The organism is Xanthomonas sp. LMG 12462, assembly GCF_009192885.1.
GTDB classification, from domain to species: Bacteria; Pseudomonadota; Gammaproteobacteria; order Xanthomonadales; family Xanthomonadaceae; genus Xanthomonas_A; species Xanthomonas_A sontii.
Genome location: NZ_NMPP01000010.1, coordinates 19,148 through 44,516, shown reverse-complemented (window position 1 = coordinate 44,516; position 25,369 = coordinate 19,148). Strand labels below are relative to the sequence as shown.

The 25,369-nt window shown below is 69.3% G+C and carries 26 protein-coding genes; 13 read left to right on the top strand and 13 right to left on the bottom strand.

Translation table 11 applies throughout. The features are described from left to right. The 5 genes from CEK69_RS03430 to CEK69_RS03410 form a co-directional block, all read left to right on the top strand. Positions 1–468, top strand: a 468-nt coding sequence (locus tag CEK69_RS03430) for an energy transducer TonB (RefSeq protein WP_048491175.1), incomplete at its 5' end; no start/stop codon positions are given. Positions 469–565: 97 nt separating this feature from the next. After that, on the top strand, positions 566–1,330 hold the full coding sequence (gene exbB, locus CEK69_RS03425; protein WP_010340667.1) for a TonB-system energizer ExbB: 765 nt from the start codon (positions 566–568) through the stop codon (positions 1,328–1,330). Positions 1,331–1,370: 40 nt separating this feature from the next. Continuing rightward, positions 1,371–1,796 carry a biopolymer transporter ExbD gene (locus tag CEK69_RS03420; RefSeq protein WP_026144583.1) on the top strand — a complete coding sequence of 142 codons (426 nt, stop codon included), beginning with the start codon at positions 1,371–1,373 and terminating at the stop codon, positions 1,794–1,796. A gap of 3 nt (positions 1,797–1,799) precedes the next feature. Further along, complete coding sequence (locus CEK69_RS03415) at positions 1,800–2,213, top strand: biopolymer transporter ExbD (protein WP_010340665.1); 414 nt, start codon at positions 1,800–1,802, stop codon at positions 2,211–2,213. A 317-nt stretch (positions 2,214–2,530) separates the two neighbouring features. Further along, positions 2,531–2,938, top strand: a complete 408-nt coding sequence (locus CEK69_RS03410; RefSeq protein ID WP_017911271.1) for a biopolymer transporter ExbD — start codon at positions 2,531–2,533, stop codon at positions 2,936–2,938. A 195-nt stretch (positions 2,939–3,133) separates the two neighbouring features. On the opposite strand, the gene CEK69_RS03405 is transcribed toward CEK69_RS03410, so the two are convergent. The 3 genes from CEK69_RS03405 to cls form a co-directional block, all read right to left on the bottom strand. Continuing rightward, a complete protein-coding gene (locus CEK69_RS03405; protein ID WP_017914585.1) occupies positions 3,134–3,886 on the bottom strand; it encodes a pyridoxine 5'-phosphate synthase in 753 nt (250 codons plus the stop codon). Positions 3,887–3,900: 14 nt separating this feature from the next. Next, on the bottom strand, positions 3,901–4,167 hold the full coding sequence (locus tag CEK69_RS03400) for a hypothetical protein (RefSeq protein ID WP_010340662.1): 267 nt from the start codon (positions 4,165–4,167) through the stop codon (positions 3,901–3,903). Between the two features lie 102 nt (positions 4,168–4,269). Further along, positions 4,270–5,742, bottom strand: coding sequence for a cardiolipin synthase (gene cls, locus CEK69_RS03395; protein WP_152243853.1), 1,473 nt, complete (start codon positions 5,740–5,742; stop codon positions 4,270–4,272). A 403-nt stretch (positions 5,743–6,145) separates the two neighbouring features. Here cls and CEK69_RS03390 point away from each other — a divergent pair, with 403 nt between their 5' ends. Continuing rightward, entirely contained in the window at positions 6,146–7,231 is a 1,086-nt protein-coding gene (locus tag CEK69_RS03390; RefSeq protein ID WP_152243851.1) for a PA0069 family radical SAM protein, read from the top strand. A 211-nt stretch (positions 7,232–7,442) separates the two neighbouring features. On the opposite strand, the gene CEK69_RS03380 is transcribed toward CEK69_RS03390, so the two are convergent. From CEK69_RS03380 to CEK69_RS03355, 6 genes are all read right to left on the bottom strand, one after another. Then, positions 7,443–8,150: a 2OG-Fe(II) oxygenase gene (locus CEK69_RS03380; RefSeq protein WP_152243847.1), complete on the bottom strand. Its 708-nt coding sequence runs from the start codon at positions 8,148–8,150 to the stop codon at positions 7,443–7,445. Positions 8,151–8,234: 84 nt separating this feature from the next. Then, a complete protein-coding gene (locus CEK69_RS03375) occupies positions 8,235–8,846 on the bottom strand; it encodes an NAD(P)H-dependent oxidoreductase (protein ID WP_152243845.1) in 612 nt (203 codons plus the stop codon). A 169-nt stretch (positions 8,847–9,015) separates the two neighbouring features. Then, the gene (locus CEK69_RS03370) at positions 9,016–9,288 is read right to left on the bottom strand and encodes a hypothetical protein (RefSeq protein ID WP_150410045.1); all 273 of its coding nucleotides are present in this window, start codon (positions 9,286–9,288) and stop codon (positions 9,016–9,018) included. 188 nt (positions 9,289–9,476) lie between these two features. Continuing rightward, positions 9,477–9,869 (bottom strand): hypothetical protein, encoded by a 393-nt coding sequence (locus CEK69_RS03365; RefSeq protein WP_148827834.1) that lies wholly within the window; start codon positions 9,867–9,869, stop codon positions 9,477–9,479. 261 nt (positions 9,870–10,130) lie between these two features. Next, positions 10,131–11,147: a class 1 fructose-bisphosphatase gene (locus CEK69_RS03360; RefSeq protein ID WP_152243843.1), complete on the bottom strand. Its 1,017-nt coding sequence runs from the start codon at positions 11,145–11,147 to the stop codon at positions 10,131–10,133. Between the two features lie 169 nt (positions 11,148–11,316). Beyond that, positions 11,317–12,519, bottom strand: coding sequence for an amino acid aminotransferase (locus tag CEK69_RS03355; protein WP_026143214.1), 1,203 nt, complete (start codon positions 12,517–12,519; stop codon positions 11,317–11,319). A 130-nt stretch (positions 12,520–12,649) separates the two neighbouring features. Here CEK69_RS03355 and CEK69_RS03350 point away from each other — a divergent pair, with 130 nt between their 5' ends. Further along, positions 12,650–14,776: a TonB-dependent receptor gene (locus CEK69_RS03350; RefSeq protein ID WP_193313881.1), complete on the top strand. Its 2,127-nt coding sequence runs from the start codon at positions 12,650–12,652 to the stop codon at positions 14,774–14,776. Between the two features lie 441 nt (positions 14,777–15,217). Continuing rightward, positions 15,218–15,637 carry a hypothetical protein gene (locus CEK69_RS03345; RefSeq protein ID WP_017910076.1) on the top strand — a complete coding sequence of 140 codons (420 nt, stop codon included), beginning with the start codon at positions 15,218–15,220 and terminating at the stop codon, positions 15,635–15,637. A 122-nt stretch (positions 15,638–15,759) separates the two neighbouring features. On the opposite strand, the gene CEK69_RS03340 is transcribed toward CEK69_RS03345, so the two are convergent. Together CEK69_RS03340 and CEK69_RS03335 are read right to left on the bottom strand one after the other, a co-directional pair. Next, positions 15,760–16,524: an SDR family oxidoreductase gene (locus tag CEK69_RS03340; protein ID WP_017911814.1), complete on the bottom strand. Its 765-nt coding sequence runs from the start codon at positions 16,522–16,524 to the stop codon at positions 15,760–15,762. A gap of 341 nt (positions 16,525–16,865) precedes the next feature. Continuing rightward, the gene (locus CEK69_RS03335) at positions 16,866–18,764 is read right to left on the bottom strand and encodes a sigma-54-dependent Fis family transcriptional regulator (RefSeq protein ID WP_152243841.1); all 1,899 of its coding nucleotides are present in this window, start codon (positions 18,762–18,764) and stop codon (positions 16,866–16,868) included. A gap of 245 nt (positions 18,765–19,009) precedes the next feature. Between CEK69_RS03335 and adh the strand changes: the two genes are divergently transcribed. From adh to CEK69_RS03320, 3 genes are all read left to right on the top strand, one after another. Continuing rightward, positions 19,010–20,539 (top strand): aldehyde dehydrogenase, encoded by a 1,530-nt coding sequence (gene adh, locus CEK69_RS03330; protein WP_017914593.1) that lies wholly within the window; start codon positions 19,010–19,012, stop codon positions 20,537–20,539. Between the two features lie 126 nt (positions 20,540–20,665). After that, on the top strand, positions 20,666–21,694 hold the full coding sequence (gene adhP / locus CEK69_RS03325; RefSeq protein ID WP_152243839.1) for an alcohol dehydrogenase AdhP: 1,029 nt from the start codon (positions 20,666–20,668) through the stop codon (positions 21,692–21,694). Further along, entirely contained in the window at positions 21,694–22,089 is a 396-nt protein-coding gene (locus CEK69_RS03320) for a DUF779 domain-containing protein (protein ID WP_152236786.1), read from the top strand. The genes adhP and CEK69_RS03320 overlap by 1 nt, the downstream gene beginning before the upstream one ends. A gap of 235 nt (positions 22,090–22,324) precedes the next feature. On the opposite strand, the gene CEK69_RS03315 is transcribed toward CEK69_RS03320, so the two are convergent. Continuing rightward, positions 22,325–22,627, bottom strand: coding sequence for a hypothetical protein (locus tag CEK69_RS03315; protein ID WP_193313880.1), 303 nt, complete (start codon positions 22,625–22,627; stop codon positions 22,325–22,327). Positions 22,628–22,785: 158 nt separating this feature from the next. Between CEK69_RS03315 and CEK69_RS03310 the strand changes: the two genes are divergently transcribed. Together CEK69_RS03310 and CEK69_RS03305 are read left to right on the top strand one after the other, a co-directional pair. Continuing rightward, positions 22,786–23,181 carry a hypothetical protein gene (locus CEK69_RS03310; RefSeq protein WP_152243835.1) on the top strand — a complete coding sequence of 132 codons (396 nt, stop codon included), beginning with the start codon at positions 22,786–22,788 and terminating at the stop codon, positions 23,179–23,181. Beyond that, entirely contained in the window at positions 23,181–24,164 is a 984-nt protein-coding gene (locus CEK69_RS03305) for a Ku protein (RefSeq protein ID WP_152243833.1), read from the top strand. Before CEK69_RS03310 ends, CEK69_RS03305 begins: the two co-directional genes overlap by 1 nt. Positions 24,165–24,206: 42 nt before the next feature. Here CEK69_RS03305 and lldD read toward each other — a convergent pair whose 3' ends face one another. Beyond that, positions 24,207–25,367, bottom strand: a complete 1,161-nt coding sequence (gene lldD / locus CEK69_RS03300; RefSeq protein ID WP_017914599.1) for an FMN-dependent L-lactate dehydrogenase LldD — start codon at positions 25,365–25,367, stop codon at positions 24,207–24,209. Positions 25,368–25,369 lie beyond the last annotated feature (2 nt).

Below are 25,369 nucleotides of genomic sequence, written 5' to 3'. Positions count from 1 at the left end.
CCCCCGCCGCCGCCGCCGCCGCCGAAGCCGCCGGAAACTCCGCCGCCGCCGGTGAAGAACCTCGCGCCGCCGAAGCCGACCCCGCTGCCGCCGCCGCCGGAAGCCCCGGTGATCGACGTGCCGGAGCCGCGCCCGAACGACGTGGCCACCCCGCCGTCGCCGCCCGCGCCGCCGGCCGCACCCTCCGACATCAGCGCTAGCGTCGATATCTCGTCGAAGAACATGAACCCGCCGAAGTACCCGCCGGCTGCATTCCGGTCGGGCGCGCAGGGCGAGGTGATCCTGATCATCGATGTCGATGCCAGTGGTAACGTCACGAACGTTGCCGTCGAGAAATCCAGCCGCAACCGCGACCTGGACCGCGCCGCCATGGAAGCAGCGCGCAAGTGGCGGTTCAATGCCGCTGTCGTCAATGGACAGAAGACCGCCGGCCGCGTCCGCGTCCCGGTCAACTTCGCGCTGAACTGATACAAAGGTTGCGCGGACCGGCGCACCGCCGGTCCGCAGACCCTGTCTACTCTTTGCACCACCCTCATCACCACCACACACAACAAAGGTAAGCGTCATGCTGCAGGAAATTTTCATCGCCGCTGCTGCGGGGGGCAACAACGCATCGAACGCCCTGTCGCAGATGGGCTTCGAGCACCTGATCACCGAAATGACCTCCAAGCCGGGTGACTTCGCCGTCTCCTGGGTGGTGCTCATCACCCTGATCATCATGTCCGCCTCGTCCTGGTACTGGACGATCATCAACATCTTCCGCGCCACCCGTCTGAAGAGCCAGGCCGACCGCGTCACCAGCCTGTTCTGGGACACCCCGAACGCCCAGGACGCCATCCGTGCGATGGAAGAGCAGCCGGCCTCCGAGCCGTTCTCGAAGATCGCCCTGGACGCCGCGCAGGCCGCCGCGCACCACCAGCGCGCCGAAGCCGGCACCGGCACCGGCCTGGGCGAGACCCTGAGCCGTTCGGAGTTCGTCGACCGCGCCCTGCGTCAGGCCGTGACCCGCGAAAGCACCAAGCTGCAGTCGGGCATGACCCTGCTGGCGACCGTCGGTGCGACCGCACCGTTCGTCGGTCTGCTGGGTACGGTGTGGGGCATCTACGGCGCGCTGATCAAGATCGGTGCCACCGGCTCCGCCTCGATCGACGCCGTGGCCGGCCCGGTCGGTGAAGCGCTGATCATGACCGCGATCGGTCTGTTCGTCGCGATCCCGGCCGTGTTCGCCTTCAACTTCTTCAGCAAGGTCAACAGCTCGGTGATCGCCAAGTTCGACACCTTCGCTCACGACCTGCACGACTTCTTCGCCACCGGTTCGCGCGTTCGCTGATCCCGGCTAAGTCGTCCACGCAACGTTAACGGAGCCCGTTATGGCTTTCAGTAGTGGTAACAGCGGCGGCCCCATGGCCGACATCAACGTCACGCCCCTCGTGGACGTGATGCTGGTGCTGCTGATCATCTTCATCATCACGGCACCGCTGATGTCCCACAAGGTCAAGGTGGAACTGCCCCAAGCCAACTTGAAGCAGGATCCGGACAAGGACGACAAGCGTCCGAATCCGATCACCCTGGCGGTCAAGGAGGATGGGTCGCTGTACTGGAACGATGAGCCGATTTCCAAGGAAGCCCTGGAGTCGCGCTTCTCGACCGCTGCACAGCAGACCCCGCAGCCGCCGCTCAACCTGCGTGGCGACCGCACCACCAAGATGCGCACGATCAACGAGATCACCAAGATCGCGCAGAGTCAGGGCATGCTGGACGTCGGCTTCGTTGCGACCAAAGAGAAGGGGAACTGAGCCATGGCGTTCAGCTCAGGAGGCGGCCGTGGTCCCATGGCCGACATCAACGTCACGCCGCTGGTCGACGTGATGCTGGTGCTGTTGATCATCTTCATCGTGACCGCGCCGATCATGACGTACCCGATCGACGTGGATCTGCCGCAGCGGGTCATCAACCCGCCGCCGCAGTTGCGCGATCCGCCGCCGCCGATCGATCTGCGGATCGATGCGTCGAACCAGGTGTTCTGGAACAACAGCCCGGTGGCGGTGAGTGCGCTCCCGCAGATGATGGAAAACGAAGTCCAGCGCGATCCGACCAACCAGCCGGAACTGCGCATCGATGCCAATCCGGATTCCGAGTACGAAGTGATGGCCAAGGTGCTGGCCGCCGCCAAGAACTCGGACATGAAGAAGATCGGCTTCGTGCAGCAATAAGCTTCACCGCAATTCGCTTCACCGCAACACCTCAGTCATGACGCGACTGCAAACGCCACCGGCAACGGTGGCGTTTTTTTGTGCGTGCACGGTTGGCTGCACTGCCCGCTGCGACGATGCCGGCCCGCGGTCCTGCGTGTGGCGCGTCGCGTCGTCCGCCTGGCCGAGCGTGCTTCGCGCTCGCCTGCTCGCCTCCCGGCCTGAGCAGTCCGATGCGGGACCACTCCCGAGCCCGCGCGCCTGTCGCCACCCCTCGCCTCCCGGCGCGCCGCGGGTGTAGGCTGGTGACGCGACACCACACCCACAGGAGGCTGGCCATGGCGTTCAGTGCTGCAGGGAATCGGGGACCGCTGGCGGAGATCAATGTCACCCCGCTGGTCGATGTGATGCTGGTGCTGTTGATCATCTTCATCGTCACCGCGCCGATGCTGACGCGGACGATCGCCATGGACCTGCCGCAGCGGACGCCGGCACTGTCCAGGCCCTTGCCACCACCGGACCCGATCCAGTTGCGCCTGGACGCCAGTGGCCAGTTGTTCTGGAATGCCGCGCCGCTGGCCTTGCGCGATCTGCAGCCCCGGCTGCAGGAAGCGATGGCGCAGGCGGCCGGCAATCCGCCCGAACTGCGCATCGATGCCAGCCCGGACGCCGACTACGAGGCCATGGCCAAGGTGCTGGCGGCGGCCAAGAACGCCGACGTCCAGCGCATCGGCTTCGTGCAGTAACAGGCGGTCTGTGGTGCGACGCCACCATTGCCGGTGGCGTCGCGCGCGTCGGGAACTCGCGCGTTTCCGCTTGCGGGAGGCAGCGAACGCCCAGGTTGATCGGATTGCGCCGATCGCGACAACCTTGCTGCACGCGATCGCTGCGCCCGCGACGCCCGCAAGTTCCAGGGAGCCAGGCCGCGCTGCCGGCCTCGCTCAGCGTGCCCCGGCCAGCACCGCCAGATAGGCCTTCACCGTGGCATCGAGCCCGGCGTAGAGCGCCTCGCCGATCAGCGCGTGGCCGATCGACACTTCCAGCACCTGCGGCACCGTCTCCAGGAACGCGCCGAGATTGGCCTGGGCCAGATCGTGGCCGGCGTTGACGCCGAGCCCGGCAGCCTGCGCGCGGCGTGCGGCGGCAGCGAACGGCGCGGCCGCGGCGCTGTCGCCCTGCTCCCACGCGGCGGCATAGGGACCGGTGTACAACTCGATGCGGTCGGCGCCCAGTTCGGCCGCCACCGCCAGATCGGGGTTGTCGGCATCGACGAACAGGCTGACCCGGCAGCCCAGGGCCTTCAGTTCGGCGATCAGCGGGCGCAGACGCTCGCTGTCGCGGCCGAAGTCGAAACCGTGGTCGGAGGTGAGCTGGCCGTCGCCGTCGGGCACCAGGGTGGCCTGCGCCGGGCGGGTCTGCGCGCACAGCGCGATCAGTCCCGGATAGCCGGGACGCGGCGGCGCGAACGGGTTGCCCTCGATGTTGAATTCGACGCCGCGCTCGCGGGTCAGTTCGGCCAGCGCCAGCACGTCCTCGGCATGGATGTGGCGCCGGTCCGGGCGAGGGTGCACGGTGATGCCGTGCGCGCCGGCGTCCAGGCAGGCACGCGCGGCGTCGAGCACGCTGGGCAGGTCGCCGCCGCGCGAATTGCGCAGCACCGCGATCTTGTTGACGTTGACGCTGAGCTTGGTCATCGCCGGCGAACCGCTTACGGTGCCGCGGCGTCGTCGCTGGCGGCGGCCGCGGCGCGGCGCGCCTCGGCCTGCTCGCGCAGGCGGCGCAGTTCGGCCGGGTCGATCATCGGCATCGCGTCGCGCTGGCTGGCATCGCCGATCTTGGCCACGTACCAGCCGCGTGCCCAGGCCAGCAGAAAGGCCAGCGCGGCCAGCAGGCTCACCACCAGCAACCACATGTGCGGCGTCGTGAACGCCAGAACGAAAGCACCCAGCGCGAGCGGCAGAAAGAGCCAGTACATGACGATCTCCCCAAGGATGGCGCAGTGTAGCGCCGCCGGGCGTGCCGGTTCCACGTGGCACCGCGGCCGGCGTGCACCGCTCCTGGCGCCGGGGCGCCGCGCTTACAGCAGCGGCGAGGTCAGCCGCGCCACCGCCTCCGGCAGCCGGTAGCGCCACAGCGAGCGCTTGCGGTCGTCGCGCACGCGCACCGCATCGGCCATCTCGCCTTCCAGCAGCTCGGCCAGCTGCCGGGTCAGCCCACGGTCGCGGAACAGCGTGGCGACCTCGAAATTGAGCCGGAAACTGCGGTTGTCGAAGTTGGCGCTGCCGACCAGGCACAGGTCCTCGTCGGTGATCAACGCCTTGGTATGCAGCATGCGCGGGCCGTACTCGTAGATCCGCACGCCGGCCTGCAGCAGTTCGTCGAAGTAGGAGCGCGCGGCCAAGGTCACCAGCCGCGAGTCGCTGCGCTTGGGCACCAGCAGGCGCACGTCCAGCCCGCCCAGCGCCGCCGAGGTCAGCGCCATGCGCGCGGCCTCGCCCGGCACGAAATACGGCGTGACGAGCCATACCCGCCGCTGCGCCTCGTGGATCGCCGCGACCTGCAGGCGATGGATGCTTTCCCACGACGAATCCGGCCCCGACACCAGCACCTGTGCCTGGATGCTGCCGGCGTCGCGGCTGGGCATGTCGCTGGGCCAGATCCGCGCCATGTCGAAGGCGTCGCGGCCCTGGCGGGTGGCGTACAGCCAGTCCTCCACGAACACCAGCTGCAGGCTGCGCACGACGTGGCCCTCGCAGCGCAGGTGCAGGTCGCGGTAGGCATCGGCGCGCAGCGCCTCGTTCTCTTCGTCGGTGACGTTGATGCCGCCGGTGAAGGCGATGCGGCCATCGATCACCACGATCTTGCGGTGGGTGCGCAGGTTGACCCAGGGCCGCTTGAACTTGAACGGCCGCAGCAACTGGGTGGGATGGAACCAGGCCACCTCGGCGCCGGCCTCCAGCAGCGGCCGCAGGAAGCGCTTGCGCACCTGCGAGGAGCCGACCGCATCCAGCAGCAGCCGCACCCGCACCCCGGCGCGGGCGCGCTCGACCAGCGCGTCGCGGATGCGTGTACCGGTGCGGTCGGGATTGAAGATGTAGTACTCCAGGTGCACGTGGTGCTGCGCGGCGCCGATGTCGCGCAGGATCGCCTCATAGGTCGCCGCGCCGTCGACCAGCCACTGCACCGCGGTGGCCGAACTCGGCGCCAGGCCGGTGGTGGCCTGGGCGATCTTGGCCAGCTCGGTGCAGTCGGCGTCGGGTGGGCAGACGCTGCTGTAGTGCTCCATGCCCGAGCGCGAGCGGCCGCGGCGCAGGCGCTGCCGCTTCACCTTCTGCGGGCCCAGCAGGTAGTAGATGACGAAGCCCAGGTAGGGCAAGGCGGCCAGCGACAGCACCCAGCTCAGCGTCGCCGCCGGCTCGCGTTTCTGCAGCACGATCCAGCCGCTCAGCCACAGGATGTACAGCAGGTAGGCGGCGGTGAGGTAGGCGCCGATGTGCGGGATGCCGGTCAGCCGGTCCCAGGTGTTCTGCAGAGTCGCGATCACGAGCATCGGCGGATTCTAGAGGGTGACGCGGAGGTTGCGGCGAAGGCGGTGCCGGCCCGGCACCGCGGCGACCGCCCGGATCGCGTGGGTTTGCTGTCTGGCGCGCTGGCAGCCATCCGCTCTGCGAACCAGCGCTGCACTGCGGGTGCATGACAGCAGGCGTTCGCGGCAACCGAGTGACGCCAAGGCGACGGCGTTCGCGGGCGCCCGCGACGAGGCCCCGGTTCGGCGAATGGCAGCGTCATCGCCGAAGAGCGGCACGCCCCCGGCCCGCCGTGGAACGTCGATCTGCTGCGCCGCCGTGGGCAACGGGCGGAGGTGAGCCACGCTGCCTGCGTCGCCTGAAAGATTCAGCGCCGCCGTCGGTGCCGTCGCATCCGCCGAGACGGCTGCCGCGTAGCCTATGCCGATGAGCACCGCTATCAAGGGCCGCGGCGCCGGCAGCCATCTGCCGGGCCGCTTCGAACGGACCGTCAGCCAGGCCGAGGACGACGGCTGGCACCCCGACGACAGCGAGGAATTCGCCGCCCCGCGCCTGCGCACCCAGGTGAGCGAGGAGACCGCACGCAGCATCATCAGTCGCAACCAGTCGCCGGACGTGGGGTTCGCGCAATCGGTGAACCCGTACCGCGGCTGCGAGCACGGCTGCAGCTACTGCTTCGCCCGCCCCAGCCACGCCTATCTGAACCTGTCGCCGGGGCTGGACTTCGAGACGCGGCTGTTCGCCAAGACCAATGCCCCGGAGCTGTTGCGCCGCGAGCTGGCCAAGCCCGGCTATATGCCCAGCCCGATCGCGCTGGGCATCAACACCGACGCCTACCAGCCGATCGAGCGCAAGCTGCAGCTGACCCGGCGCCTGATCGAGGTCTTCGCCGAGACCCGCCACCCGTTTTCGCTGATCACCAAGAACGCGCTGGTCGAGCGCGACCTGGACCTGCTGGCGCCGCTGGCCCGCGACAACCTGGTCAGCGTGCACTTCTCGGTGACCTCGCTGGACCCGCGGCTGTCGGCCAGACTGGAGCCGCGCGCCTCGGCGCCGCACGCGCGGCTGCGCGCGATGCGCACCCTGCATGAGGCCGGCGTGCCGGTCGGAGTGATGGTGGCGCCGGTGATCCCGTGGATCAACGACCACGCGCTGGAAGCGGTGCTGGAGGCGGCCCGCGAGGCCGGCGCCGAGTCCGCCGGCTACGTGCTGCTGCGCCTGCCGAACGAAGTGGCGCCGCTGTTCCGCGACTGGCTGCAGGCGCACCATCCCGACCGCGCCGCGCACGTGATGAGCACGGTGCAGCAGTTGCGCGGCGGCAAGGACTACGACAGCACCTTCGGCAAGCGCATGCGCGGCGAAGGGGTCTACGCTGACCTGCTGGCACGGCGCTTCGCCCTGGCGCACAAGCGGCTGGGCTATGCCGAGTCCCCGCGCCGCCGCCTGGACTGCAGCCACTTCGTCAAACCGCAGCCGCCGCGCCCGCCGTCGCCGCAGGGTGTGTTGTTTTGAGCGGGGATTGGGGATTCGGGATTGGGGATTCGGGATTCGCAATGGGGCAGGGATTCGGAATTCGGGATTGGGGATTAGCAAGAGCGGCGCGTCGCGGCGGCCCGACGCAGCCACTGCAATTCAGCCACCAAGAAAGCCGCTTTTACGAATCCCCAATCCCCAATCCCCACTCCCGAATCCCTGCTTTTGACGAATCCCCATTCCCCCTTCCCTATTCCCTGCCGTAAAGCGCCTGCGCCGACTGGAACAGGATCCAGCTCGTCGCGATGAACTTGTCGCCGCGTTGCGGGCGGTTGCCGCGATGGGTATGGGTGAAGGCGGTCGGGGCGATCAGCAGGCTGCCGGCGCGCGGGGCGATCTTGCGGCGCTGGAACAGGAACTCGGTCTCGCCCTCGTCGAAATCGTCGTTGAGATACAGGGTCCACAGCAGGTGCCGGTGCAGGGTCTCGGCACTCGGATCGCGCGGGTACAGTTCGCAGTGCCAGTACGGGTAGCCGCCCTCGCCTGCTTCGTACCACTGCAGGTTGATCGCGCCCGGGCGCAGGCAGGTGCGCGCCAGGTTGGACAGCGCGGCGTCGTCGAGCAGGGCGAAGTCGTCGGCGCCGAGCCGGTGCGGCTGGCCGTCGGCGCCGGGCACCTGCAGCATCAGCGGCGAGATCAGGGTCTGCGGGTACTTGCGCAGGTAGCCGAGCAGCCCGCCGAACACGGCCTGCTGCAGCCGCTGTTCCACGTCGCGCCACGGTTCCAGGCCGCTGATGCGCAGGTCGCGGCTGCGCTTGAGCTCGGGGAACACGCCGCTGCCGACCTCGCCGGGCCGCAACTGGGTGCTGCCGCGCAGGCGGCGCAGGATGGCGGCGCAGTCCTCGCGGGACATGGCGCCATCGAACACTTCGATGAAATCGGGATGCAGGTCGGACATCGCGCGACCTTACCAGCGATTTCGCAGGGTTGCAGCCGCAGCGCAGCGGCTCCGTGCCACTGGCGCTCCGACGCGGCGGAACGCTCAGGCCAGCGGCGGCGGGTACGGATTGGCCTTGAGCAGGCGCGCCAGGTGCGCGGCGTTGCTGGCGGCGGTCTTGATGGTGTCGGCCAGTACCTTCGGCGTCTGCTTCAGGTCCCGGTAGTCGGTGCTGCCCATCGCCTCGCCGACCCAGTACGGCGGGCTGCCGGCGGCGACGCTGAAACCGAAGTCGGTGAGCCCTTGGTAGAGATCGGCACTGACCTTGTGCGCGCCATCCTCGTTGCCCACCACCGCGACCATGGCCACGCGGTTGAAGGTCGGATAGACGCCGTCGTCGCCGATTTCGCCGAGGAACGCATCCATGCGCTCCAGCACGCGCTGCGCCAGGCTCGAGGGATGACCGACCCAGATCGGCGTGGCCAGCACGACGATGTCTGCGTCCAGCACGCGCTGGCGCAGCTGCGGCCAGGCATCGCCGTCGCCTTCGTCGGCACGTACGCCGGGGCGCACGTCGAAGTCGGCCACACGCGCCGAATCGCCCTGCACGCCATGCGCGGCCAGTGCCTGCAGGATCTGATCCAGCAGGCGTTGGGTGGACGAGGGCGCAGTGCCGCGCTTGAGCGAGCAGTTCAGGCCGAAGGCGCGCAGGGACATGGTCCGACTCCGTCAGTAAAACGCCACTGTGGATCGGGCGCGATGGGCCTGGCGTCGCGATGGCGTGCAAGGGTCGTGAGCGCTGCGGCACCGCAAACGTGCACCGAGCGCGGTCCGCCGCCGCGATCGCCCATCGCGCACCGACCAGGCGTGCGGGCGTTGTCGGTGGCTAGGAGCGCCTGGATGACCCGGGCGTGCCGCGGATCGCGATGCCCAGCAGCGCCAGCCACACCGCCAGCGCCAGCAGGGTCGGCAGCTCGAAGCGGCTGGAGTTGTACAGGGTGAAGCTGCGGGCGGCGAAGAACAGCAGCGTCCACAGCGCCAGGTTGACCAGCACGATGCGCCGCCGCCAGCGGTGGCGGGTGAACAGCGCGATGACGGTGGGCATCAGCGCGACCGGTGCGGTGGCGAAGAAGAACAGCACGACGAGGGTCTGGTTCATGGGGTTCCTCCCGCCCGGGACGACCAGGTGCACGCGACGACCGCCGGCGATCAACGCGCTCTGCTGGCGCCGGACGCCGCTACCCTACCGCAGTCGAGCCATCGTGCAGTGTCCGCCGGCCTGATCCGTTCGATTTCCATCCGTGTCGTTCGCCACTGCCGGCGCAACGCGGAGCGCATGCGGCCGTGCTAGAAATAGCCGCCCTGCGCTTCCTGCCAGATTCGGTAACCCTCGAGTTCTTCCTCGGTTACCGAGGACTGCTGGACAAAATGAAGATCCCAGCCAGCGAAAGAGGCTCTGGAGATCGGGAGGTGGCCCATGCCCAAGGGTTCATCATCGTGTCGATTGTCCCCAGCGAGATATAGGGTGGACGTGTCGACCGCTTTGGGCGGCACTGGGTAGACGTTGCTGTAGACGCGCACATGTACGCCATCCGCGTCCAGCTTGAGGATCTTGAGCAATACGTAGCCACCCTCCTGCCGACTGGTCGCGTAGAGGCCTCCCTCCCGCCACGAGTCGGCTGCCGCCGGGGAAGCGGCGGCAAATAGTGCTAGCAGGGCGGCAAGCCATCGTTTGAGCATGTTAGGTCTCCTGACACCTGAGTGGCTGCAATGTGCGCTGCGTGGCAGCGTGCACGCAGCGACTGGCTAGCCCAGCGTCTCACAGATCTGGAGGAATCGATTGGCATCGACGCCGCCGATCCGCTCGCTCCTCGCCTGAAGTACCACGGCGTCACCTCGCATCAGGCAAAACGCCTATGCGATGCCTTGCGCGGCAGACAGCGGCCGGATGAGAGCGAAGACGGGGCAACGTCCTGCCCGCGCCACCGACCGCGGCGCCGCTCAGCCATTTGCCGCGTCGTGCTCCAGGTGATACCGCACCGCCTCGGCCACTTCGTTCTTCGAGCCCAGGAACACCGGCACGCGCTGGTGCAGTTGCTCCGGCTGCAGGCCGAGGATGCGTGCGCGGCCGGTGCTGGCGGCGCCGCCGGCCTGCTCCACCAGCATGCCCATCGGGTTGGCTTCGTACATCAGCCGCAGCTTGCCGGCCTTGCCCGGGTCCTTCTTGTCCCAGGGATAGATGAAGATGCCGCCGCGGGTGAGGATGCGATGCACGTCGGCGACCATGCTGGCGATCCAGCGCATGTTGAAGTTCTTGCCGCGCACGCCGTCGCTGCCGGCCAGCAGGTCGGCCACGTACTGCTGCATCGGCGCTTCCCAGTGGCGCTGGTTGGACATGTTGATCGCGAACTCGGCGGTGTCCTCGGGGATGCGCATGTCGGCCTGGGTCAGCAGGAAGCTGCCCTCCTCGCGCTCCAGGGTGAAGGCGTGGGTGCCGTGGCCCAGGGTCAGCACCAGCATCGTGCTGGGGCCGTAGATGCAGTAGCCGGCGGCGACCTGCGCGGTGCCCGGCTGCAGGAAGTGCTCGTCGCCGGGCTTGTCGGTGCCTGGGGGCGCGCGCAGCACCGAGAAGATGGTGCCGACCGAGACGTTGACGTCGATGTTGGAGCTGCCGTCCAGCGGATCGAACAGCAGCAGGAAATCGCCGCTGGGGTACTTGTCGGGCACCGGCTGGCAGTGGTCCATCTCTTCGGAGGCGCAGGCGGCGAGGTGGCCGCCCCAGGCGTTGGCTTCGAGCAGGATGTCGTTGCTGAGCACGTCCAGCTTCTTCTGCGCTTCGCCCTGCACGTTGCCGGTGCCGGCATCGCCGAGCACGCCGCCGAGGGCGCCCTTGCTGACCGCGATGGAGATGCGCTTGCAGGCGCGGGACACGATCGTGATGAGCTGGCGCAGCTCCGGGCCGATACGCCCGGCATGCTGTTCTTCGATCAGGAAGCGGGTCAGCGACGTTCGCGACATGGGCAGGACGGCCTTGCGTGAGAAGGGGGCCGCCATTGTCGCGGGTTGCGCCGCAGATTTCGATCAACGGTGTTCCGCGACCATGCCGGCGCGGGCCGACACGGCCCCCACGCAGGCACAAAAAAGCCGGAAGCGCAGGCGCTTCCGGCTTGGCGCGGGACCGCAGGGCTCAGCCCTTGTGCACGGTCGCCACGGCCTGGGTCACGTAGTCCAGGTTCTTCTGGCTCAGCGCGGCCACGCAGATGCGGCCGGTGCCGACCGCGTAGATGCCGAACTCCTCGCGCAGCCGGTCCACCTGCGCCTTGCTCAGGCCCGAGTAGGAGAACATGCCGGCCTGCTGCTGGATGAAGCCGAACTCCGGCGCGCCCAGGGCGGCCAGCTTCTGCACCATGCCGGCGCGCAGGGCGTGGATGCGCTCGCGCATCTCGGTCAGTTCCTGCTCCCACATCGCGCGCAGTTCCGGGCTGTTGAGCACCCCGGCGACCAGCGCGGCGCCGTGCGTGGACGGGCTGGAGTAGATGGTGCGGATGATGCGCTTGACCTGCGACTGCACCGCCTTGCTCTCGGCAGCATTCGCCGAGACCACCGACAGCGCGCCGACGCGCTCGCCGTACAGCGAGAACGACTTGGAGTAGGAACTGGCGACCACGTAGTTGTCGATGCCGACCTCGGCCAGCAGGCGCACCGCGTAGGCGTCGGCGTCGATGCCCTTGTCGAAGCCCTGGTAGGCGATGTCCACGAACGGGAACAGGTTGCGTTCCTTCAGCAGCTCGGCCACGGTGCGCCACTGCGCCTGGCTCAGGTCGGCGCCGGTCGGGTTGTGGCAGCAGGCGTGCAGCAGCACCACGCTGCCGGGGGCGAGCTGGCGCAGGTCGGCGAGCATGCCGTCGAAATTCAGGCCGTGGCTGGCCGGATCGAAATAGGTGTACTCGACCACGTCGAAGCCGGCGGCACCGAACACGGCGCGGTGGTTCTCCCAGCTCGGGTTGCTGATGGCGATGGTGGAGGTGGACAGCAGCTTCTTCAGCAGGTCCGCGCCCACGCGCAGCGCGCCGCTGCCGCCGACGGTCTGCGAGGTGGCGACGCGGCCGGCGGCCAGCAGCGGCGACTCGGCGCCGAACAGCAGCTTCTGCGTGGCCAGGTCATAGGCCGGCAGGCCGTCGATCGGCAGGTAGCCGCGCGGCCTGGCGTCCTGCGCCAGTTGCTGTTCGATCTGCTGCACCGCGCGCAGCAGCGGGATGCGGCCGTTTTCGTCGTAGTAGATGCCCACGCCCAGGTTGACCTTGGTCGGGCGGGAATCGGCGTTGTAGGCTTCGGTCAGGCCCAGGATCGGGTCGCCTGGGACCTGTTCCACGTTTGCAAAGAAGGACACGGCGGTACTCGTTCGGTGGCGGAGGTGGGGGCCGGAAGGACCGGAGCCGGCGCGGTCAAACACCTCATCCTAACAAACGCTGCCGCGCTTGGCCGGGTGCGGCCGGGCGGCAGTTGGGCGATGATGGGCCATGTCATCTTCCCTGCCCTCCGCCCTGCTCTGCGGGGCCTGCGCCCTGGCGCTGTCGCCCCTGGTCCACGCCGCTCCCGGCGAGGATCCGGCCACCACCTTGCCAGTGCTCCAGGTCCAGGCCGCCCGCGTCGGCGGCGTGGCCGATTTCGACCTGCCGGCGTCGCTGACCACGACCGGCCTGGGCGAGAGCGACCGCCTCGGCATACAGGCGTCCGAGGCGCTGGTCGGGGTGCCCGGCCTGCTCGCGCGCGATCGCCAGAACTATGCGCAGGACACCCAGCTGTCGATCCGCGGCTTCGGCGCGCGCTCGGCGTTCGGCGTGCGCGGCGTGCGCCTGCTGCTGGACGGCATCCCGGCGACGATGCCGGATGGCCAGGGCCAGCTGTCCAACTTCAACCTGTTCGGCAGCGAGCGGGTCGAGGTGCTGCGCGGGCCGTTCTCGGCGCTGTACGGCAACTCTTCCGGCGGCGTGGTGCAGCTGTGGAGCGCCGACGGCCAGCCGGACGATCCGTGGCGGCTGCGCAGTGCGATCGGCAGCCACGGCACCGCCGCCCTCAGCGCGCAGGCGCTGGGCCAGCAGGGGGACGTCCACTACAACCTGGCGGCCACCCATTTCAGCACCGACGGCTACCGCGACCACAGCCACGCCCAGCGCACCACCTTCAACGCCAAGATCGGCATCGACCTGGCGCCCGGGCGGCGCCTGGACCTGCTGCTCAACGCGCTGGAGGCGCCCGATGCGCAGGATCCGCTGGGCCTGAGCCGCGCCCAGGTCGCCGCCGACCCGCGCCAGGCCACCGCCGCCGCCGACCAGTTCGACACCCGCAAGTCCACCCGCCAGGTGCAGGCCGGCGCGATCTTCACCCAGCAGGTGGACCAGCAGACCTGGCGGCTGATGGGCTACGCCGGGCGCCGCGACGTCACCCAATACCTCTCGGTCCCGGTGGGCGCGCAGAGCAACCCGCTCAATGCCGGCGGCGTGATCGACCTGGACGGCGACTACGGCGGCCTCGACGCGCGCTGGGCCTGGCAGGGCGAACTGGGCGGCCGCCCGTTCCAGTTCACCGTCGGCGCCAATGCCGACCGCCAGCAACAGCACCGCACCGGCTACGAGAACTTCGTCGGCAGCACGCTCGGGGTGAAGGGCCGGCTGCGCCGCGACCAGCAGGACCGGGTGGAGAACGTGGACCAGTTCGCCCAGGCCTGGTGGCAGTTCGCCGAGCGCTGGTCGCTGCTGGCCGGGCTGCGCCACAGCCAAGTGCGGTTCCGCTCGAACGATGCCTACATCGTCGGCCGCAATCCCGACGACAGCGGCCGCACCGACTATGCGGCGACCACGCCGGTGGCCGGGCTGGTGTTCCGCGTCACCGACGACCTGCGGCTCTACGCCTCGGCCGGGCGCGGGTTCGAGACCCCGACCTTCAACGAGCTGGGCTACCGCCGCGACGGCGGCGCCGGCCTGGCGCTGGACCTGGACGCCGCGCGCAGCCAGAACCTGGAACTGGGCGCGAAGTGGCGCAACGCCGCCGGCGCCCGTTGGGACGCGGCGCTGTTCCGCGCCACCACCGAGGACGAGCTGGCGGTGGCCAGCAACACCAACGGCCGCAGCACCTACCGCAACATCGGCCGCACCCGCCGCCAGGGCGCTGAGACCAGCCTGACCCTGCCGCTGGGCGCCAGCGCGCAACTGCAGGTGGCCTACACCTTGCTGCAGGCGACGGTGCGCCAGGCCTACCTGACCTGCGCCAGCAGCGGCTGCGCGACGCCGACCGCGGTGGTGGCCGCCGGCACGCGCCTGCCCGGCGTGCCGCAGCAGCAACTGTTCGCGCGCTGGCAGTGGCAGCCGCGCGCCTGGCAATTCGCGGTGGAGGGCGTGGCCGCCGGCGACACCGTGGTCAACGACCTGGCCAGCGAGGCCGCGCCCGGCTACGCCCTGCTCAACCTGGAAGCGGCGCGGCGCTGGACCACCGCGCACGGCACCCTGCGCACCTTCGCGCGCATCGACAACGCGTTCGATCGCCGCTACATCGGCTCGGTCATCGTCAACGACGGCAACGGCCGTTACTACGAGCCGGGCCCCGACCGCAGCTACACGGTCGGCTTGCAGTGGGACTTGCCGCACTAGCCGCGAACGCCTGCCGGTCTGGCGAGGCTTTCGCTCGCGGCTGCGTGGCGAGGCGGCTGCGCATCCGCTTGGTTCTGGCGACCATTCGGCGATGGCCTGCCGCAGCTCTACGCCGACGACGGTCGATGCGTCCATCAGCATCTGCACCTGTCGAACGACGGCAAGTGCGAGGCGCAGCTGCAGCGCGAGGCGAACGCGATAGCGGCACTGCGGGAGAAGGCGTCTGGCAGCCGCGTATGAATCATCGGAGGCGATGCCGCGCCTGGCATGAGCGAACGCCAGGTGCCGCGCGTCTACACGCTGCGCCGCGCATGCAAGTCGTCTACCAAACGCACTGCACCTGTCTACGCGAACCGGCGGCGGACGCTGGCGGCGTTCTTCGCGGCGGCGCTAGCGTAATGCCACCCCCGCAGACCGCCACGCCTCTCCAGGAGACGCACCATGAGCACATCCGACGACAGCCGCGACAACGCCGGCACCAAGAGCAAACCCGCGTTGGCCGAAGGCGTCAGCGCCACGCCGTACCAAGGCACCTTCACGGTGGTCAATTGCACCGGCCAGACGATCAACAACGTCAGCGTCAAGCACACCTGCGGCAACTACATGGATCCGGCCGCTTCGGCGTCGCTGCCGCCGGGCGGCACGATCGCCTCCGTGCCGCTGCGGGCGCAGACCGGCTCCAACGACTACTGGAACCTGTCGTTCCAGATGAGCGACGGCAGCTCGCGTAGCCGCAACAGCAAGCAATGCAACTACGTGCAGAGCGATGCGCCGGGGACCTGCATCATCGCGCTGTACGCCAGCAGCTTCAGTGTGCTGACGCCGGTCAGCTCACCGTGCATGAACAACAGCTACGACTGAGCGATCGCATGCCCGGCCGCTGCTGTCGCGACGTCGGCAGCGGCAGGGCATTGCCCGCGGTGGCGAGCGTGCGCTTCGCCACGCAGCGTGCGGGCGCGGCGACATCGCGACCGCCGTCCGCGTCAACTGCGCATGATCGATACCCCGCCGTCGACCAGCATCGCGCTGCCGGTCACGAACGCGGCTTCGTCCGAGGCCAGGAACAGCGCGGCCCGTGCCAGTTCGTCCGGCTGCGCCAGGCGTTTGAGCGCATGCAGCTGCGCGACCTGCGCCAGCGCTTCCGGCGTGCCGTTCATCGCCTCCGCCATCGGCGTGTGCGTGCCGCCCGGCAGCAAGGCGTTGACCCGGATCGCCTGCGGCCCGAACTCCGCTGCCAGCGCCTGGGTCAGGCCGATCAGGCCGGCCTTGCTGGCGGCATAGGCGGCGGTGCACGGGAAGCCGACGGTGTGGCCGACGAAGGTCGAGGTGAAGATCAGCGACCCGCCGCCGCGTGCCAGCATCGCCGGAATCTGATGCTTGGCGCCGAAGAATGCGCCGCTGAGATTGGTATCGAGCGCGTCGCGCCAGGCCTGCGCCTGCAGTTGCGTGGTCGGCACCAGCGTGCCCAGGGTGCCGGCGTTGTTGAAGCCGATGTCCAGCCCGCCGAAGCGCGTGTTCGCCAGCGCCACCAACGCCTGCGCATAGGCCTCCTCGCGGACGTCGCCGGCCAGCCACGCGGCCTGGCCGCCCGCGTCCTCGATCTGCGCGGCGAGCGTCTGCAGCAGCGCACCGCGGCGCGCGCCCAGCACCACGCAGGCGCCTTCGCGCGCGAACAGGTGCGCGGCGGCGTGGCCGATGCCGGAACTGGCGCCGGTGATGAGCGCGATCTTGCCGTGCAAGCGTTGCATGTGAAGCTCCATGGTTGCGAAGGAGCCTGGAGCATCGCCGGCAGCACCGCGCGCTGCTCGCCGTGTTCGGACGCGGCAGTCGTGGGCGATGTGTTCCGTGCGAAAGAGGCTGTGGATGCGAGAGCGGTTTCCAACCGACGAGGGGTCTGTGGGAGGGCTGTCGCGGCGAAAGGGCGCTCCAGCCGCGCGCGTTGCTGCGATTCGGTGGAAACCGCGCTGCGCTGTAGGAGCAGCGTCAGCCACGACTGACATGACCGATAACGCCGTGTCGCGGCTGCAGCCGCTCCTACGGGACGTGCGACGTCGACGACCGCGTAAGGCGCAGCCGGCGATATGCCGCCTCAGTGCGTCCCCAACTGCAGCCGCCGGTACAGCGTGCTGCGGCTGATGCCGAGCCGGCGTGCGGCCTGCGAGACGTTGCCGTTGCAGGCATCCAGGGCCTGGCGCATGGCGCCGAGCGCGAGACTGTCGAGGTCGGCATCGGGCAACGGCATCGCGGTGCCGCCGTTGCTGCCCTGCTCTCCCGCGCGCACGCCGGGCAGGTAGGCCGGCAAGGCGTCGGTATCGACCAGCGCATCCGCTTCGCTCAACGCCACCAGGGTGCGCAGGCACGCCACCAGCTGGCGCAGATTGCCCGGCCACGCGTAGGCGCTCAGCGTCGCCAGGGCCGCCTCGGTCAGACGCCTGCCCTGGCCAAGCCGCGCCCACAGCTCGGCGACGAGCGCGCGTCGGTCCGGATGCGCACGCAGTGCCGGAATCTGCACGCAGTGGTGGGCGATGCGGTAGTACAGATCGGGCCGGAAGCGCTGCTCGGCCATCGCCGCGTCCAGGTCGCGGTGGGTGGCACAGACCAGCGCGAAATCCAGCTTCACCGGCTTGCCGCCGCCTAGCGGCAGCAGTTCGCGTTCCTGCAGCACGCGCAGCAGCCGCGGCTGCAAGGCCAGCGGCATGTCGCCGATCTCGTCCAGGAACAGCACGCCGCCGTCAGCCTGGCGCAGCAGGCCCGGGTTGCCGTGCTTGCGCGCGCCGGTGAAGGCGCCATCCTCGTAGCCGAACAGTTCCGCTTCGATCAGCCCCTCGGGCAGCGCCGCGCAGTTGACCGCCACGAACGGGCGCCCGGCGCGGGCGCTGCGCCGGTGCAATTCGCGCGCGAACACTTCCTTGCCGGTGCCGGTCTCGCCCTGCACCAGCACCGGCAGTTGCGCGTCGAGCACGCGCCGCGCGCGTTCCAGCGCCAGTTCCTGCGCCGCGTCGAACAGCGGCGCGTCGGACGCCGCCGCCGCCGAAGGCCGCGATGACGCGGTCACGGTGATCGGCGCCTGCTGCGGGCGCCGCCGCGGACGATCGTCGGCCGGGCTGTCGATGCGTCCGTGCAGCGCCCGCCCCTGCAGGTCGAACACGCTGCCCTGCTGGCGCAGCCGCGACAGCGGCTCGTCGAACAGCGCTTCGTAGGGCGCGCGGCCGAGTTCGTGGCGCTCCAGCCCGAACAGCCGCAACCCGGCCTGGTTGGCGGCCACCAGGCGGCCGTTGCGGAACGCCAGCAGCGCTTCGCGCGCCGTGCCGAGCAGCGCCGGGTCGTGGTGCACGCGCAGCAGTTCGCAGCCGGGGATGCCGTCGTCGAAATAGCGGTGTTCGATGTTGGCCACCGCCATCCGCGCTAGTGCCAGCGCATGCATGTGCTGCACGCTGGCGTCGCCGGAGATGTCGAGCACGCCGGCCAGGGCGCCGTACGGATCGAAGATCGGCACCGCCGCGCAACTGAGGATCTGGTGCGGGGCGAAATAGTGCTCGCCGCCACGCACTTCCACCGAACGGCTTTCGACGATCGCCGTGCCGATCGCATTGGTGCCGACCTGGGGTTCGCTCCAGCATGCGCCGGGCATCAGCGCCACCCTGCCCGCCTTGTCGAGGAAGCGCGGGCTGCCTTCGGCGTCGAGGATCCAGCCGGCCTCGTCGGTGAGCAGCACGATGCTGCCGGTGGCCGCGGCGTCGCCGGCCAGGCCTTCCAGTTCGGCGCGTGCCAGCCGCCACAGCCGCTCGTGCGCCTCGCGCAGGGCGCGCAGGCGCGAGGCTTCCAGCGGTTCGATCGCGGGCTTCGCGTCAGCGGCCAGGCCCAGGCGCTGGCAGCGCTGCCACGACTGCAGGATGGTGTCGGGCACCTGCCCGACCGGCGCGCCGCCGCGTTCGAAGAAGGCCCGCCGGGCCTGGCCGAGTTGGTGTTGCGAAGGGTGCTGCGCCATGTCCGGCTCCGCTGTCGCAGATTGCGACACCTGGTGATACGGGTGTTCCGATAAACAGCACATCCGCAGGCGCGGCGCAATCGACAGACGTGACGCGACGCAGCAAAACCGCAGGGGGTGCGTCGGTGTGTCGCGGTGCGACCGGGTGACGCGGCGCAGCACGCAAAACCTGGCATCGGACTTGCGCATGTGCAGCTACCCGGACGGGCCTGCCCTGTCCTTCTCGACCGCCGAAGGAGAACACCATGAACGCCGTCAGCACCGCCAAGCCGCATGCCACCGATCCGCAGTCCATCTTCAAGTCGCGCTACGGCAACTTCATCGGCGGCAAGTGGGTGGAGCCGAAGAGCGGGCAGTATTTCGACAACAGCACGCCGATCACCGGCAAGGTATTCACCGCGGTGGCGCGCTCCAACGCCGAGGATATCGAGGCGGCGCTGGACGCCGCGCACGCCGCCAAGGACGCCTGGGGCAAGAGCTCCAGCACCGAGCGCAGCAACGTGCTGCTGAAGATCGCCGACCGCATCGAGCAGAACCTGGAGCTGCTGGCCTATGCCGAGACCTGGGACAACGGCAAGCCGGTGCGCGAGACGCTCAACGCCGACGTGCCGCTGTGCGTGGACCACTTCCGCTATTTCGCCGGTGCGGTGCGCGCGCAGGAAGGCGGCATCTCCGAGATCGACCACGACACCATCGCCTACCACTTCCACGAGCCGCTCGGCGTGGTCGGCCAGATCATTCCGTGGAACTTCCCGCTGCTGATGGCGTGCTGGAAGCTTGCGCCAGCGCTGGCCGCCGGCAACTGCGTGGTGATGAAGCCGGCCGAGCAGACCCCGGCCTCGATCCTGGTGCTGATGGAGGTGATCGGCGACCTGTTGCCGCCGGGCGTGCTCAACGTGGTCAACGGCTTCGGCCTGGAGGCGGGCAAGCCGCTGGCCAGCAATCCGCGCATCGCCAAGATCGCCTTCACCGGCGAGACCACCACCGGCCGGCTGATCATGCAGTACGCCAGCCAGAACCTGATCCCGGTGACGCTGGAACTGGGTGGCAAGTCGCCCAACATCTTCTTCGCCGACGTGATGGCCGAGGACGACGATTTCCTCGACAAGGCGGTGGAAGGCTTCGTGCTGTTCGCCTTCAATCAGGGCGAGGTGTGCACCTGCCCGTCGCGCGCGCTGATCCAGGAATCGATCTACGAGCGCTTCATGGAGAAGGTGCTCAAGCGGGTGGCGGCGATCAAGCAGGGCAATCCGCTCGATCCCAATACCATGGTCGGCGCACAGGCCTCCAGCGAGCAGTTGGAGAAGATCCTGTCCTACATCGACATCGGCAAGCAGGAAGGCGCCGAGGTGCTGATCGGCGGCGAACGCAACGCGCTGGATGGCGAGCTGGCCGGCGGCTTCTACGTCAAGCCGACGGTGTTCAAGGGCCACAACAAGATGCGCGTGTTCCAGGAGGAGATCTTCGGCCCGGTGGTGTCGGTGACCACCTTCAAGGACGAGGCGGACGCGCTGGCGATCGCCAACGACACGCTGTACGGGCTGGGCGCCGGCGTGTGGAGCCGCGATGCCGCGCGGCTGTACCGCATGGGCCGCGCGATCCAGGCCGGGCGGGTGTGGACCAACTGCTACCACGCCTATCCGGCGCATGCCGCGTTCGGCGGCTACAAGCAGTCGGGCATCGGCCGCGAGAACCACAAGATGATGCTCGACCACTACCAGCAGACCAAGAACCTGCTGGTCAGCTACTCGCCGAAGGCGCTGGGCTTCTTCTGACCCGCCGGGCAGGGCGGCGGCACGCTGCCGGCGTGCCGTCGTCCGCCTGCGAACTGATCTGGATCAAGGCACTCCGTCGCCGGTCGCGCGATGGTGACAGTACCCGTTTTTCTCAGGAGCGTTGCGATGGACAAGACGATGAAAGCCGCCGTGGTGCGTGAGTTCGGCAAGCCATTGGTGATCGAGGAAGTGACGGTGCCGCGGCCGCAGGCCGGCGACATCCTAGTCAAGATCGAAGCCTGCGGCGTGTGCCATACCGACCTGCATGCGGCCGAGGGCGACTGGCCGGTGAAACCGAACCCGCCGTTCATCCCCGGCCACGAGGGCGTGGGCCATGTGGTGGCGGTCGGTGCCGGCGTGGACCACCTCAGGGAAGGCGATCGCGTCGGCATTCCGTGGCTGTACTCGGCCTGCGGCCATTGCGAGCATTGCCTGGGCGGCTGGGAAACCCTGTGCGAGGCGCAGCAGAACACCGGCTACTCGGTCAACGGCGGCTTCGCCGAGTACGCGCTGGCCAATGCCAACTACGTCGGCCACCTGCCGAAGAACATCGGCTTCGTCGAGATCGCGCCGATCCTGTGCGCCGGCGTCACCGTGTACAAGGGCCTGAAGGTCACCGACACCAAGCCCGGCAACTGGGTGGTGATCTCCGGCATCGGCGGTCTCGGCCACATGGCGGTGCAGTACGCCAAGGCGATGGGCCTGAACGTGGCCGCGGTGGACGTGGACGACGCCAAGCTGGCGCTGGCCACGCGCCTGGGCGCGACGGTGACGGTGAATGCGCGCACCACCGATCCGGTCGCGTACCTGAAGAAGGAAATCGGCGGTGCGCATGGTGCGCTGGTCACCGCAGTCTCGCCGAAGGCGTTCGAGCAGGCCATCGGCATGGTCCGTCGCGGCGGCACCGTCTCGCTCAACGGGTTGCCGCCGGGCCAGTTCCCGCTGGACATCTTCGGCATGGTGCTCAACGGCGTGACCGTGCGCGGCTCGATCGTCGGCACGCGCCTGGACCTGCAGGAATCGCTGGAATTCGCCGAGCAGGGCAAGGTCGCCGCGACCGTGGCCACCGACACCCTGGACAACGTCAACGACGTGTTCGCGCGCATGCACGCCGGCAAGATCGAAGGCCGCATCGTCCTGGACATGGCCGCCTGATGGACGCGTCCGCGCCCGCCGACGCGCTGCCGCCGCAGGTGCTGGCGACGCTGCCGGCCCTGCAGCTGATCGCCAAGCTGCGGGCGCGGCACGGCGCGCTGCTGTTCCACCAGTCGGGCGGCTGCTGCGATGGTTCCTCGCCGATGTGCTACCCGCAGGACGACTTCATCGTCGGCGACCGCGACGTGCTGCTGGGCGAGATCGGCGAGGCGCCGTTCTACATCAGCCCGTCGCAGTTCGCCTACTGGAAGCACACCCAGTTGATCATCGACGTCGTGCCCGGCCGCGGCGGCATGTTCTCCCTGGAGAACGGCGAGGGCGTGCGCTTCCTGGTGCGCTCGCGGCTGTTCAGCGACAGCGAATACGCCGCGCTGGAGGCGGCGGGGAAGGTGTAGTGGCGGAAGGCACGCGGTGCAGCGCGTTTCTCTGCACCGTGTTTCCGATCGTGTCGATGGAAGCGGAAGCGCTGCCCTCCGCCCCTCCTTGTGGGAGGGACTTCAGTCCCGACTGCAGTGCAGTCGGACGCGCCGATGATGTCGCTCGTCGCGGCTGATGTTGCAGTCGACATCTTTTGAGGTGCCCTGAAGTCACTTCCACACCCATGCTGGTAGGACGTCAGACTTCGATGCGCTACGACGCCTTCGGCGCCTTCGCCGGCACGAACGGCGACACCGGATCGCTGGCGGGGAAGGTCTCTTCCAGGGCTTCGTCCTGGTTGGCGTCGGCATGCCGTCCGTGCGCGGTGTCCGGCGTGGAGTGCGCCGGCGTGTCCTGCGGGGCAGGGCGGTTCTCGCCGGTGCGCGGTTCGTGTTCGACGATGGTCTCGGGGCGGTCGCCGGCGCCGCGGTCTTCGCGGTCCTGCGTCTGGCGCTTGCCGCGCTGTTCGCCGGGGACGGGAGCGGCCTGGCGCAGCGGATCGGTGGGCGTGGACATGTCCTGTTCCTCCAGGGAATGGCGGAGGTCCAGTTCACCGCCGGCGCGGTGAAGCCATTGCGAATCGCGCATCCTCCACGGATCGGTCACGGGTCGCTAACGGCGGCAGCGCTACTGCTGCGCGTCCCCCCGCCGCCGTTGCCGCCCGGAGCCCTGCCATGCGCCCCAGCGACCGCCCCGACCCGCTGCTGTTCAACGCCCATCTGGATCCCTTGCCGAGCGCTAAGCCGCCGCGCCGCCGTGGTGCGGTACTGCGTCCGCACGACGCACCGGACTACCGCCGCTACAGCCTGGCCGACTACCGCCAGCGCCGCGCCCGCCACCGCACCCCGTGGCGCGACCTGTGCCCGGCCTACGCCTTCGCCCTGCAGACCCATGCCCGCGGCTGGCCGCGCGGGTCCGTCGCCGAGACCGAGGACGAACTGGCCGCGCACTGGGACCTGATGCGTGGCGACTCGCGGCTGGACTGGACCCAGGCGCGGCAGGTGATCGAGGATGCCTGGCAGGCGCTGGATCATCTGCCGGCGCAGGCCGCCGGCGTGGAGGCGCACTGATGCCGCGCCCGATCTGGACCGGCACGCTGTCCTTCGGCTTGCTCAACGTGCCGGTGTCGCTGATGTCCGGCGAACGCCGGATCGACCTGCACTTCCGCATGCTCGACGCGCGCGACAAGCGCCCGATCCGCTTCGAGCGGGTCAACGCCGACACCGGCGAGGAAGTGCCGTGGAAGGACATCGTCAAGGCCTACGAGTACAGCAAGGGCAACTACGTGGTGGTCGAGCAGCAGGACATCGCCTCGGCCGCACCGGAAAGCCACGAGACGGTGGAAGTGGAGGCCTTCGTCGACGCCGCCGAGATCGACCTGCGCTATTTCGAAAAGCCCTACGTGCTGGTGCCGGGCAAGAAGGCCGAGAAGGGCTACGTGCTGCTGCGCGAGACCCTGCGCAGTACCGGCAAGGTCGGCATCGCGCGGGTGGTGATCCGCACCCGCGAGTATCTGTCGGCGGTGATGCCGCTGCAGGATGCGCTGGTGCTGATCCTGCTGCGCTACCCGCAGGAACTGGTCGACCTGGACGACTACACGCTGCCCAGCGGCAAGGCCGCCGACTACCGGATCGGCGCCAAGGAAACCGAGATGGCGGCGCAGCTGATCGACTCGATGTCCGGGCGCTGGGACCCCGATGCCTACCACGACGAGTTCCGCGAGCGACTGCACGCGGTGATCCAGAAACGGATCAAGGCGCAGGAGGGCACCACCCAGGTCGACGAGGATGCCGAGGCGCCGCAGCGCGAGGACGCCACCACCAACGTGGTCGATTTCATGTCGCTGCTGCAGAAGAGCCTGGACGCCAAGAAGCGCACGCCGGCCAGACAGGACGAGCGCGTGCCGGTACGCAAGACCGCGGCGAAGAAGAGCGACAAGCCGGCCAAGAGTGCGGCCGGCAAGGCCAAGAAGGCGACGCGCGCCAAACCGGCGGCGGCCAAGAAGGCCAAGCCGGCTGCGCGCAAGGCCCCGGCACGACGCAAGGCCGGCTAGGGCAGGTCGGTCGCGGGGGCGCCAGGGTCGCCGCGACCGGCTTTACGCCGAGACCATTCCCTCGCGCGTCACCTGCGCCAGCGACTCGCGCGAAATCGCCGCGATCGATTTGGCGCCGGTCAGGGTCATCGCCACCTGCATCTCCTTCTCGATCAGGGTCAGCAGATGCTCCACGCCGGCCTGGCCGGCGGCGGCCAGCGCGTAGACGAAGGCGCGGCCGAGCAGCACGGTGTCGGCGCCCAGCGCCAGCATGCGCACCACGTCCAGGCCGCTGCGCACGCCGGAGTCGGCCAGGATCTTCAGCTCGCCCTTCACCGCATCGGCGATCGCCGGCAACGCCCGCGCGCTGGACAGCACGCCGTCGAGCTGGCGCCCGCCATGGTTGGAAACGACGATGCCGTCGGCGCCGAACCGCACCGCATCGCGCGCATCGTCCGGATCGAGAATGCCCTTGATCACCATCGGCCCGGTCCAGAACTCGCGGATCCACTCTAGGTCCTTCCACGAAATCGACGGATCGAAGTTGGCGCCGAGCCAGCCGATGTAGTCGGCCAGCCCGGTGGGATGGCCGCGGTACGTGGAGATGTTGCCCAGGTCGTGCGGGCGCCCACGCAGGCCCACGTCCCAGGCCCAGCGCGGATGGGTGACGGCCTGCAGCATGCGCCGCAGCGGCGCGTTGGGGCCGCTCATGCCCGAATGCGCGTCGCGGTAGCGCGCGCCCGGCACCGGCATGTCCACGGTGAACACCAGGGTGGTGACGCCCGCGGCCTTTGCCCGCTCCAGCGCGTTGCGCATGAAGCCGCGGTCCTTGAGCACGTACAGCTGGAACCACATCGGCCGGTCGATCGCCGGCGCCACTTCCTCGATCGGGCACACCGACACCGTGGACAGGGTGAACGGCACGCCCTTGGCCGCCGCCGCCCTGGCCGCCTGCACCTCGCCGCGGCGCGCGTACATGCCGGTCAGGCCCACCGGCCCCAGCGCCACCGGCAAGGCCAGGCGTTCGCCGAACAGCTCGGTGTGCAGGTCCAGCGCCGACATGTCGCGCAGCACGCGCTGGCGCAGGGCGATGTCGCTCAGGTCGGACACGTTGCGGCGCAGGGTGTGCTCGGCATAGGCGCCGCCGTCGATGTAGTGGAACAGGAACGGCGGCAGCTGGCGCTGCGCGGCGGCACGGTAGTCGGTGGAGGCGGAAATGATCATGG